The organism is Pseudomonas mohnii, from assembly GCF_900105115.1.
GTDB lineage: Bacteria > Pseudomonadota > Gammaproteobacteria > Pseudomonadales > Pseudomonadaceae > Aquipseudomonas > Aquipseudomonas mohnii.
On record NZ_FNRV01000001.1, the window covers coordinates 4,520,415 to 4,531,851 of the forward strand.

Sequence of the window (11,437 nt, forward strand, 5' to 3'; positions counted from 1 at the left end):
CGGGGATTTTATGAATACGACTTCATGTGTAGTAGTGGTGGGGTACAACGGCAGCCGGGTTCACGATGTCCAGAAGCTGCGCGATTTGTGCAAGTCGCTGTACAACGCGCGGCTCATTCTGCTGGTCGAGCAGATCCAGCCCCAGGACGATCAGGTCGCTGATCATGTTTGCAGTACATCGCTGGCCGAGAAAGACGTTCCGGCCTCTCTCGAACTGGTGGTCGGTTGCCTCAATGCCGATCGCTGGAAACTGATCGGGGTGCTGCCGTTTTCGGATCGCGGTGTGCTGCTCGGTGCGGCGCTGGCCAGCCATTTCGGCCTGCCCGGCATCACCCCGGCCGAGGCGCGGGCGGGGCTCGACAAACAGATTTTCCGCCAGCTCGAAGCGACGGCCACAGAGGCGCCCGAGGATTACCGGCCGATCCTTTCCACCCGGATCGAGAGCCTTGCGGAACTGCGTCAGCGCGTGATCGAAATGGGCGGCAAGGCGTTCATCAAGCCTGCCTGCGAAGGTGCCAGCCGCGGCTGCCGGGTCATTCGGCACCCGTCCGAGTGCGACGAGGCCTGGCAGGCGCTCAAGCCCTATCGCGAGGGGGGCATCGTACTCGAAGAGTTGATCCAGAACGCCCGGGAATACAGCTGGGACTATGTCGCCGGAAGCACCTGGATCACCGAGAAAACCACCACCGATGGCGCCTACCGCGCCGAGATCCAACAAGTGGTGCCCGCCCCGTTGGCAGCGGACGCACAGGCGCAGCTGATGGCCGCCGGCCGACACATGGCAGGGTTGGTATCGCAGGACAACGGGGCCTGGCACAACGAAGTTTTCCACAGGGCCAATCACCGCACCTCGGCGGTGGAAACCAACATGCGTCCCGGTGGCATGCACATCTGGGACCTGGCACGTAAGGCGTTCATCGACTTCGACCCGTGGGAGCGGTGGGTCCGCTGGGCCGTGGAAGGCCAGGTCGCCAACCACGATCCGGTGCCGCGCGGCTACTGCGGCATACGCCTGTTGCGAGCGAACACCGGCGGCATCCTGCGGGATGTACCGGACATCCCGTCGCTAGCCCGTTCGCTGAACATCGAGCTGGTGGAAGCGGTGCTGACCAAGCACATCGGTGATTCGGTCAGTGCACTGGTGAAAGATAACTTTTCGTTCATCGGCCACATCGTGTTGTTCAACGAGCGATACGAGGACCTCAGCCAGGATCTGTCGCGGCTGGCCGAGGCCATTGAATCAAGTGTCGGGATCACCAGCCTGGCCGCACCGGCAAGGGCTGTGGGTTGAGTCGTGGAACAAGCAGCGGCGATCGATGTTTTTTGCAGTATTGATCAAGAGGGAAAAGTAAATGAATGCACACATGACCTGTGATGAGCGCTTCATCGCTCTGGCACAGGAATTTGACTATGACATCTACGGCGAGAACACCGCAGGCGGGCATTACGCGCCGCTGATTCGTCATCACGATGAACTGTATATCAGCGGTCTGGTGCCGCGCATGAACGGCATAATCCACTACCCGGGGCGGGTCGGACTGGAACTCGACATGGCGGACGCGCAGGCGGCCGCCAGCATCAGTGCAATGCGGGGGTTGGCGCTGATCGTGGATGCCATCGGTTCGCTGGACAAGATCAAGTCATTGATTCGGGTAACGGTGTATGTGAAGTCCACGGCGGATTTTGTCGACCTCAGTGAAGTCGCCAACGGTGCGTCGGATGTGTTCAGACACGTACTGGGTGACGCCGGGAAACATACACGCACCACAGTCGGTGTTTATCAATTGCCAAAAAATGCGGCCATTGAAGTGGATATGATCGTGGCGTTGCGACCGTCGGCGTTATAAATGAAATTGACCGGCTTTACACTGTTGAAGGGTTGGCCTAAGGTCGGGTAATACAGTTCGGCAGAATAAGTTGGAAGCAGCTAATGAATAACGTTCAGGGTGCGTTTTTTTCATATAAGGACTTTCGCCAGAGTCTGGATCGGCAACCGATCAAACCTCGTGTGTGGAGATGTTCCGAACTTGGCGATATGCGCCAGACCCTCGAGGCCAGCGACGTCGATATAGTTGCGCTGGCCCACGATAATACGCTGGAAGGTTGCCAATTGACGCCCGGCATGGCGGTATCCATGCAATGGCTGGTGCCGGGTTCCACACTCGATGGCCATGCCCATGCCTGGTGGCATCTGTTCATTATCCAGTCGGGCAGCGGCACGTTGTCACTGGGGGATGCAGACGAGGTAAACATCGGCCCCGGGGATGTCTTGCTGGTGCCGGCCTGGACCCGCCACGGCTTCGTCAACACCAGCACCACCGAGGCGCTGGCCATGCTCAACCTCAGCAACATGCCGCAAATGGCATTGCTGTCCAATCATGCCGACAACGTTGGCCTGATACCCCGCCCGCTGTAATTTCTTCTCGGCTGCACACCAGGGAGTCCGCGTACGCGGACTCCCTTTTTTGATTTTTACGCACCTCAAAAATGCCCTCGGACAATTGAAATGCTCTGATTTCTGTATCGATAGAAACAGATAATTTCTGTATCTGTTCAGCGCTTAATCAACTTACTACGATCGCTTCAAATGCAACGGATTAATGTGTTTGATGCAAGGGAGCGTTCTATGGAAAGTACGAAATTAAAGCTGTATCTGGGTGCGGACTATGTCAGTGCTTTTGCCATGTCGGCTTTTGTTGCTTTAAAGGAAAAGCAACTTTCCTTTGAGCTGGTCACGCTGGATTTGAAGGCGCGTGAAAACTATCTGGAAAATTACCGCGATCTTTCGCTGACTTGCAAAATCCCGGTGTTAGTTCACGAAGGTTTTGCGCTTTCGGAGTCTTCAGCCATTGCCGAGTATCTGGAAGAGCTCGTTCCAGACTCAAAAAGAATTTACCCGCAAGACATCAAGCAACGCGCCCGTGCCCGTCAATTGCAGGCCTGGTTGCGCAGCGATTTGCTCGTGCTGCGCAGGGAGCGTCCGTTTGACCTGGTGTATTTCGGCAAGAAGGACACGCCGTTGTCCGACGAGGCCCGGGCCGCCGTCGACCGGTTGTTCTTCGTGGCGGACCGCTTGCTGGAGGAGGGCGCCGAGCACCTGTTCGGCGACTGGAGCATTGCCGACACCGACCTGGCGATCATGCTCAACCGACTGGTTGCCAACGGCGATCCGGTCCCGGCGCGCCTGGCGGCCTATGTGCAGCGCCAGTGGGATCGCGACAGCGTCCGGGCATGGATGGACTTAGAGCGCAAAGCGCCCGCCATCCAGTAACCACCGCCAGTACAGGAGCGCTGCCATGCAAGGACTGTCGGAGCACGAAAAATACAAACCCTATAACGCACGCACCATCCGCGACACGCCTTACTGGCAGCGGTTGACGCCGGCGTTGCAGGAGGCCATGACCGTGGTGGCCAGGGTCATGCCGTTTCGTACCAACGAATACGTATTGGGAACACTGATCGACTGGAACAACATTCCGGACGATCCGATTTTTCGCATGACCTTTCCCCACAAGGACATGCTGCTGCCAGACGAGTACCAATCGCTCAAGCAGTTGATCGAGCAGGACGACAGCGCCGCCATCAAGCGGCGGATCGAGGCGATCTGGCTGCGCATGAACCCGCACCCGGCGGGGCAGCTGACGCACAACGGCGTCACCCTCGACGGAAAAGTCCTGCCGGGCATTCAGCACAAGTACCGCGAGACCGTGCTGTTTTTCCCCGGTGCCGGTCAGACCTGTCATGCGTACTGCACCTTCTGTTTCCGTTGGGCGCAGTTCATCGGCGAAGAAGAACTCAAGTTCAATGCGCGCGAATCCCAGGAACTGGTGAGTTACCTGCGGGTGCACACCGAGGTCACCGATGTGCTGATCACCGGCGGCGACCCGCTGATCATGAACAGCCGATCCCTGGCCGGGTACATCGAGCCGCTGCTGGAATTGCCCCACCTGAAGAGCATCCGCATCGGCACCAAGTCGGTGGCCTATTGGCCGCAACGATTCGTCACTGACAAGGACGCGCCGCAGTTGCTGGCGCTGTTCAAGCGGATCGTCGCGGCAGGGAAAAACCTGTCGATCATGGGGCACTACAACCATCCGGTGGAGATTCGCCAGGACATTGCCCGTCAGGCTGTCGAACGCATCCGCTCCACGGGCGCGACCCTGCGCATGCAGGCGCCGGTGATCCGCCACATCAACGAAAACCCTGCCGATTGGGCGGCGCTGTGGACCGAAGGCGTGCGGCTCGGGGCGGTGCCTTATTACATGTTCGTCGAGCGCGACACCGGCCCCAGCCATTACTTCGCGATGCCGCTGGCCCGGGCGTTCGAAATCTTCCAGGCCGCGTACCGCACGGTGTCGGGCCTTGCGCGCACGGTCCGCGGGCCGTCCATGAGCACCTTCTACGGCAAGGTGTTGATCAACGGCATCGAGACTGTCGCCGGGGAAAAAGTCTTTGTCCTGCAGTTCCTCCAGGCCCGCGATCCGCAATGGGTGTTGCGCACCTTTTACGCGCGCTTCGACCCGCAGGTGACCTGGTTCGATGACTTGCAACCGGCCTTTGGCGAGCGAAGGTTTTTCTTTCAGAGCGAGCCTGAGCGGTTGCTTGAGTCAGCGCCCGAATTGATACCGGTCCTGCTGCAAACGGCGTAGGACGAATCTTGAACACTGGGGAGACAAGGACATGAGCGGTATCCCGTTTGATCAACGCGAAGGATGGATCTGGCTCGACGGCGAGTTCGTCGAGTGGTCCCAGGCGCGCCTGCATGTGCTCAGCCACGGCTTGCATTACGCGAGCACGGTGTATGAAGGGGAGCGCGTCTACAACGGCAAGATCTTCAAGCTGCGCGAACACAGCGAGCGTCTGTATCGGTCGGCGCAATGGATGGATTTTGCGATCCCGTTTGAACTGGCCGAACTGGAAGCGGCCAGCCACGAACTGCTGCAACGCAACAACGTCAGCGACGGTTACCTGCGACCGGTGGCCTGGCGCGGCAGCGAGATGATTTCCACCTCGGCGCGCTTCAATCGCGTGCATGTGGCCATCGCTTGCTGGCAATGGCCGAGCTATTTCGATCCGGCGGCGCGCATGGTCGGTATCCGGTTGAAGACCGCCACCTGGCGACGTCCACCGCCGAGCAGCAGTCCTTTCGAGGCCAAGGCGTCCGGGCATTACCAGATCGCCACACTGAGTAAGCACGACGCGGAAAACAGCGGTTACCACGACGCCTTGATGCTCGACTGGCGCGGCCACGTCGCCGAAGCCACCAGCGCCAACGTGTTCTTCGTCAAAGGCCGGACGCTGTACACGCCGGTGCCCGACTGCTTCCTCAACGGCATTACCCGGCAGACCGTGATCGAGCTGGCCACGGCCCTGGATTATCAGGTGGTCGAAGCGACGATTCTGCCGACGCAACTGGGCGACTTCGATGAGTGTTTTCTTACAGGAACCGCCGCCGAAATCACCCCCGTACAGAGCATCGATGAGCAGCACTATCGACCGGGTGATGCTTGTCGCCAATTCATTGCTGCCTACACCTCAACCGTAAACGCCTGATCAACCGCCAGGAATTTCACCATGCCAAATCAAGGGATTGTTGCGTCCAAACCTTACGTCTCACTCGATCATCGCCATGAAGAATTGTCGACTCGTGGCTGGACTGTCCTGACCCCCGGCGAATTCGCCCATGACGTGACAGGCACATTGCATGAGTTCGGTCCGATCATTCCGCAGTTCAACGGGCAAACGGCCTTTGCCATTACCCGCAAACCGGGCTACGAAGACTTGCCGTACTCCCAGAGCATGAACGGCATCGGCCCCCATACCGAAGCGCCGGTATACGGGCCGCCACCGCGTTACCTGGCCCTGCATTGTCACCATCAGGCGACTTGCGGTGGCGGGCATACCGGCTTGGTGGACGGTTACGAATTCCTGAAGTCCCTGGAGCGCACCGAGCCGGAACTGCGCGAGTGGCTGGACGACACGCCGGTGGAGTTCGTCGCGACTGCCAAACCCGGCGAACCTGCGCAAAGCCGGGTCAAGGAATACATCCTGACGCCGACAGAGGACGGCGATATTTTCCGCTTTAGCTACAACCAGTTTCACTACGGCGACGTGAATCCTTCCAAGGAAGCCTTGCAGCAATCCCTGGTCGCCAACAGCCGCTCCCCACTGGCCCGGTTTGCCACGCTCGGCGAGGCGTATTTCATCGAGCACAACATCCCGGTGCTGATTCCCGATGGCTGCATGCTGATTTGGGACAACTGGCGAATGATCCACGCCCGCAGTCGTTACACTGACCCGGCGCGCCACCTGACCCGCTATTGGCTGGCCTGATTTTTCCGTCGCCCTTCATTCTTTTGGCGTACCCCTGGTGGGTACGCGTCTTACAGGTATCGCGTCATGCAAACAGCAATCGAGATCGCCAAGGTCGATCATCAACTGATCGTGCGGCTCAATCAGGCCTGGACCCGGCGCGCCACCGTCTGCTCGCCGGACAAGTGGTCGGTCGATGAAGTGTTCGACCCGGCGCGTCCGGATTACCCCGAGCGCATGGTGCCGTTTTTCCATCACCCCAAATTCCAGGCCTTGAGCGAAACGCTCAAGAGCAGCGTGGTGACCTGGGGCTGGATCGGCTACAACCTGCGCACCGTCACCGCCGAAGAGCACGTCGTGAATCCGGCGCTGAGCGTCATTGCCAACCAGTACCTGGGCAAGGACGACTGGCATTTTCGCGAGGCGATGCAGCAGACCCTGATCGACGAGCATTACCACACGCTGATGCACTTGCGGGCCATCGAGCGCACCAAGGCCGACCGGGCACTGGATCAGGATCTGGACTTGCCGCCGTCCGTCACCTACCTGCGCCTGCTGGCCCTGCGTGAATCGCTGGCCGAGCAATGGCAAAAGGATCTGGCGGCGATCACCTTTGCGGTGGTGGCCGAGATCAGCGTCAACGCCTATCTGGATCTGCTGGCGGACGACCAGACCATCCAGCCGCAAAACCGTCGAGTGGCCGAACAGCACAACCGCGATGAGTACGCCCACAGCAAGGTGCTGGCCGAAGTGGCCAAGGTGATGTACGCCAACATGCAGCCGCCTCAGCAGGCATTTTTCGCACGCACCTTGTCGCAGGCGCTGAGTGCCTTTATCGCCCAGGACTACTCGATGTGGGAGGCGATTCTGACGCAGCTTGGGGTCGAAGACGCCGCGCTGATCATTGCCGACACCCGCGAGAGCAACAAGAACGCCACCATCATGCGCGACTACAGCGGCCTGCATCGTCTGGCGCAGGATCTGGGCATCAGCGAGCAGATCGATTTCGATTTTCGTCCGACCCTCAATACCACCGCAGCGGCCTGAACCGGAGGCGCCCATGTCAGTTCCTGTGTACGAAGTGTTCGCCATCCGTGTCGGCGCCAATGCCCAGCGCACCGCGCGGGAGAATTTCCTTTACGACGCCTGTTGCGGTGATCCCAATGCGCCGATGCCCCTGGACTACTACTTCTGGGTCATTCGCAACGAGCAGCAGGTGATCGTGGTCGACACCTGTTTTCAACCGGCCACGGCGGATCGGCGCCATCGTCAGATGTATCGCCTGCCGGAGGAGTCCCTGCGGCAACTGGACATCGATCCGGCGCAGGTCGAGCACCTGATCCTGACGCATCTGCACTGGGACCATGCCGGCAATCTCGGGCTGTTTCCCAAGGCCACGGTGCATCTGCAGGAAGCGGAACTGCGCTTCTGCACCGGGCCGAAAATGGCCCATCGCACGGTGAATAAAACCTACGAGGTCGACGATGTGATGTCGGCGCTGCCGCCGTTGTTCGAAGGGCGGATGCGCTTGCACGGCGGTACGGTCGAGGTGATGCCCGGTGTGACGCTGCACCCGGTGGGTGGGCATACACCCGGCAGTCAGGTGGTGCGGGTCAATACCGAACGCGGGTGGATCGTGCTGGCCTCGGATGCTGCGCATTTGTGGGTCAACATCCGTGAGCGCAGCCCGTTCCCGATCCTTGACGACCTGGCGCAGACCCTTGAAGCCTTCAGCGAAATCGATCGCCTGGCCGACAGCGAAGACCACGTGATTCCCGGTCACGACCCCCTGATCGCCGAACGCTTCCCGCACTGGAACGACGACCCGCACATCATCAGCCTGCACCAATCCCCGACCTGAAAAACACCCAAACCTGTAGGAGCGAGCCTGCTCGCGATGGCGGCGGCACATTCACCATGGATGGGTCTGATAGTCCGCCATCGCTGGCAAGCCAGCTCCCACCGTTGATGGTGGTCGTGCACGAATCCTTCGATCACTGAAATTCCCCTGTGGGAGCGAGCCTGCTCGCGATGACGGCGGTACATGCAACATCAATGTGTCTGATAGTCCGCCATCGCTGGCAGGCCAGCTCCCACCGTTGATGGTGGTCGTGCACGAATCCTTCGCTCACTGAAATGCCCCTGTGGGAGCGAGCCTGCTCGCGATGGCGGCGGCACATTCACCATGGATGTGTCTGATAGTCCGCCATCGCTGGCAGGCCAGCTCCCACAGTTGATGGTGGTCGTGCATGAATCCTTCGCTCACTGAAATGCCCCTGTGGGAGCGAGCCTGCTCGCGATGGCGGCGGCACAGGCAACATCAATGCGTCTGATAGTCCGCCATCGCTGGCAGGCCAGCTCCCACAGTTGATGGTGGTCGTGCACGAATCCTTCGCTCACTGAAATGCCCCTGTGGGAGCGAGCCTGCTCGCGATGGCGGCGGCACAGGCAACAGCAATGTGTCTGTCATGACGCCATCGTTGGCAGGCCAGCTCCCACAGTTGATGGTGGTCGTGCACGAATCCTTCGCTCACTGAAACACCCCTGTGGGAGCGAGCCTGCTCGCGATGGCGGCGGTACATTCACCATGGATGGGTCTGATAGTCCGCCATCGCTGGCAGGCCAGCTCCCACAGTTGATGGTGGTCGTGCATGAATCCTGTGTTCAAGATCCCCTGTGGGCTAGCCATGGTCCTTGAGGATTCGCCCCAAAGTTTGCAGTGCCTCGTCGATTTTTGGTGAATACGGCGTTCCGCAGCCAATGCGCACAAAGTGATTGAAACGCTTGGCATTGGAAAAGATATCCCCAGGGGAAATCTGGATGCCGACCTTCAGCGCCTCATGGAAAAACGCCATGGCCGAGTGCTCGCGCGGCAGTTCCACCCACAGCAAGGTACCGCCCTGCGGGTGGGTCACACCGGTGCCTTCGGGAAAGTAGCGAGTGATCGCTGCGCTCATTTGCAGGCGCTGTTGCGTCAGGGTTTTGCGCAAGCGACGCAGGTAACGCTCGTAGGACGGTGTCCCCATGAACGCACTGACCGCCAGTTGCGACAACGCCTCGCACCCACGGGATTGGGTGTGTTTGAGCATCTCTACGCGGTCGTGCCATTTCCCCGCGCTGATCCAGCCCAGGCGCAGGCCCGGCGCCAGGGTTTTGTTCAGCGAAGCGCAATAGATCAGGTTGCCGGTGCGGTCCCAGTGTTTGAGCGTGGATAACGGCTGCTCGGTGTCTACCAGATCGCCGTAGGTGTCGTCCTCGATCAGCACGGTGTTGTGTTCGGTGCACAACTGAACCAGCCGCGCCTTGTTGGCGTCCGGCATGATGCTGCCCAGCGGGTTGTGCAGGTTGGGAATGACGATCAGCGCCTTGATCCGTTCCGGACCTTGCAGCAGTTGTTCGAGGGCCAGCAGATTGATCCCGCTGTGGGGCGTGGCCGGGACTTCCAGTACGCGCAGGTTCAGGCTTTCGAGAATTTGCAGCAGGCCGTAAAAAGTCGGCGATTCCACGGCCACGGCGTCGCCGGGCCGGGTCACCGCGCGCAATGCCAGGTTGATCGCTTCGGTGGCACCGTTGGTGATCACGATGCGATCGGCTGTCAGATGGGTCTTGGTGGTCAGCGCCCGGCGGGCCAGTATGTTGCGCAATGCGCTGTTGCCGCAGGTCGAGCCGGCCGCATCGAGCAAATGCTGATCGTGGCGCAGCGCCTTGATCATGTTGTCTTGCAGGGTCTTGAGCGGGTACAGCTCCGGTGCGCAATAGGCACTGGCGAAATTGACCTTGATCGTCGCCCGCTGGCTGGCCTTGAGCACCGAGGACACCTGTTCGTGAATGCCGACGTAGACCCCGGTGTCCAGGAGTGGCGGCGGGGCGGCGGGGGCGGGTTTGACCGGTGTGTCGGGCTGGCGGATGTAGTTGCCGGAGCGTGGCCGCGCTTCCAGCACTCCGTAGTCCTCCAGCTCGCGGCACACCTGCACCGCGGTCGACAGGCTGACGGCATGCTTTTCCATCATCAGCCGAATCGAGGGAAATCGTTCACCGGTTTTCAGGGTGCCGCTGCGGATGGCGTCCAGGTAGTGGTTGGCTAGCTGACGATACAAGGGCGTCGTGTTCATGATGACCTCAGCAATCGCACCACTGAGGTCTTGGGCTGGAAAGTGAGGTGACGCTCCCCCGCAGGCGGACCCGTGGTGCTCAAGGGTTTAAGGGAAGGTGGTTCTGGCGTCGATACTGGAAGAGTAATCGCGGATTGCGAGGAATCACGGGCAATAAAAAGCCCCGCGCTGGGGCGGGGCTCTTAAATGAGTCTATGGGGTCTTGTGGCGAGGTGGCTTGCCGGTGGCGAGGGGGCCCCCTCGCTATAGGGCAGCCCGAGGGTGTATCGGGTTACTGCGCGGCGATGCTGTAGCCGTCGAACGCGGTTTGCTGCTGCAGGGCGGTGATGATGTTCTTGCGGTTGACGGCTTGGGGGGCGCCGCTGTTGTCCAGGAACGTATCACTTTCCAACTCGGCGTCATCGCCTTCGCCGACGAAGGTAAAGCCCAGGAATTCCAGGGCGTCACGGTCAACGTTCAAGCGCGAACGCGGAGTGCGCAGCGGCAGGGTCACGCTCATGCCGTCCTTGCTGATGGTGAACACTTCGGCATCCTTCTTGGCTCGCGCCGCCTTGCTCTTGCCGCTGCTCGGGTTGCTGATGGCTTGGTGCGTCTGGTTCAGCACCTTCAATGCCAGCCCGTAAACGATCTCCTGAAAGGCCGGGTCGTCCTTGAAGCTGGAGAGGATGCGGCTGATCGGGAACTTGCTGCTCAGGTCTTCCAGGGCGGCGATGTCGGCCGCTTCGGCGTCCTTGAGCTGCTTGAGTTCGCCCATCAACTCGTAAGCCTTGTCGTCGTCGAAGTTGTCGTGGGCCTGGCGAATCGCCGCGCGCAGTTCGCGGATCTGATCGCTTTCACGGCTCGATTGAAACGCGTCGAGGACCATCTCACTGATGGTTTTCGCCTGAGGCACGTGTTGTGAAAGATTGATGGAGTTTTCGTATTCCGCTTTGGACGACAAGGTGACTACGGATTCAGCGGTGTTGGAATCGGACATTGAAAATTCACTACTTCTTTTAACTTGAATAGAGGCG

The 11,437-nt window shown here is 60.0% G+C and carries 11 protein-coding genes; 9 read left to right on the plus strand and 2 right to left on the minus strand.

Translation table 11 applies throughout. The features are described 5' to 3' along the window. Window positions 1–10 precede the first annotated feature (10 nt). The 9 genes from BLV61_RS21025 to BLV61_RS21065 all read left to right on the plus strand — a co-directional run bounded on the left by BLV61_RS21025 (window position 11) and on the right by BLV61_RS21065 (window position 8,173). The gene (locus tag BLV61_RS21025; protein WP_090467239.1) at window positions 11–1,291 is read left to right on the plus strand and encodes an ATP-grasp domain-containing protein; all 1,281 of its coding nucleotides are present in this window, start codon (window positions 11–13) and stop codon (window positions 1,289–1,291) included. A 61-nt stretch (window positions 1,292–1,352) separates the two neighbouring features. Continuing rightward, on the plus strand, window positions 1,353–1,847 hold the full coding sequence (locus BLV61_RS21030) for a RidA family protein (protein ID WP_090467241.1): 495 nt from the start codon (window positions 1,353–1,355) through the stop codon (window positions 1,845–1,847). 83 nt (window positions 1,848–1,930) lie between these two features. Beyond that, window positions 1,931–2,416, plus strand: a complete 486-nt coding sequence (locus BLV61_RS21035) for a cupin domain-containing protein (RefSeq protein ID WP_047537959.1) — start codon at window positions 1,931–1,933, stop codon at window positions 2,414–2,416. Between the two features lie 210 nt (window positions 2,417–2,626). Then, a complete protein-coding gene (gene yfcF, locus BLV61_RS21040) occupies window positions 2,627–3,271 on the plus strand; it encodes a glutathione transferase (protein ID WP_090467243.1) in 645 nt (214 codons plus the stop codon). Between the two features lie 25 nt (window positions 3,272–3,296). Further along, a complete protein-coding gene (locus tag BLV61_RS21045; RefSeq protein ID WP_090467245.1) occupies window positions 3,297–4,649 on the plus strand; it encodes a KamA family radical SAM protein in 1,353 nt (450 codons plus the stop codon). Window positions 4,650–4,680: 31 nt separating this feature from the next. After that, entirely contained in the window at window positions 4,681–5,553 is an 873-nt protein-coding gene (locus tag BLV61_RS21050) for a branched-chain amino acid aminotransferase (protein ID WP_090467247.1), read from the plus strand. 21 nt (window positions 5,554–5,574) lie between these two features. Further along, window positions 5,575–6,333 carry a TauD/TfdA family dioxygenase gene (locus tag BLV61_RS21055; protein WP_090467250.1) on the plus strand — a complete coding sequence of 253 codons (759 nt, stop codon included), beginning with the start codon at window positions 5,575–5,577 and terminating at the stop codon, window positions 6,331–6,333. Between the two features lie 66 nt (window positions 6,334–6,399). Next, window positions 6,400–7,359 carry a diiron oxygenase gene (locus BLV61_RS21060; protein ID WP_090467252.1) on the plus strand — a complete coding sequence of 320 codons (960 nt, stop codon included), beginning with the start codon at window positions 6,400–6,402 and terminating at the stop codon, window positions 7,357–7,359. Window positions 7,360–7,372: 13 nt separating this feature from the next. After that, on the plus strand, window positions 7,373–8,173 hold the full coding sequence (locus BLV61_RS21065; RefSeq protein WP_090467253.1) for an N-acyl homoserine lactonase family protein: 801 nt from the start codon (window positions 7,373–7,375) through the stop codon (window positions 8,171–8,173). An 820-nt stretch (window positions 8,174–8,993) separates the two neighbouring features. On the opposite strand, the gene BLV61_RS21070 is transcribed toward BLV61_RS21065, so the two are convergent. Beyond that, the gene (locus tag BLV61_RS21070; RefSeq protein WP_047537978.1) at window positions 8,994–10,424 is read right to left on the minus strand and encodes an aminotransferase-like domain-containing protein; all 1,431 of its coding nucleotides are present in this window, start codon (window positions 10,422–10,424) and stop codon (window positions 8,994–8,996) included. A gap of 271 nt (window positions 10,425–10,695) precedes the next feature. After that, window positions 10,696–11,400 carry a hypothetical protein gene (locus BLV61_RS21075; protein ID WP_090467255.1) on the minus strand — a complete coding sequence of 235 codons (705 nt, stop codon included), beginning with the start codon at window positions 11,398–11,400 and terminating at the stop codon, window positions 10,696–10,698. Window positions 11,401–11,437 lie beyond the last annotated feature (37 nt).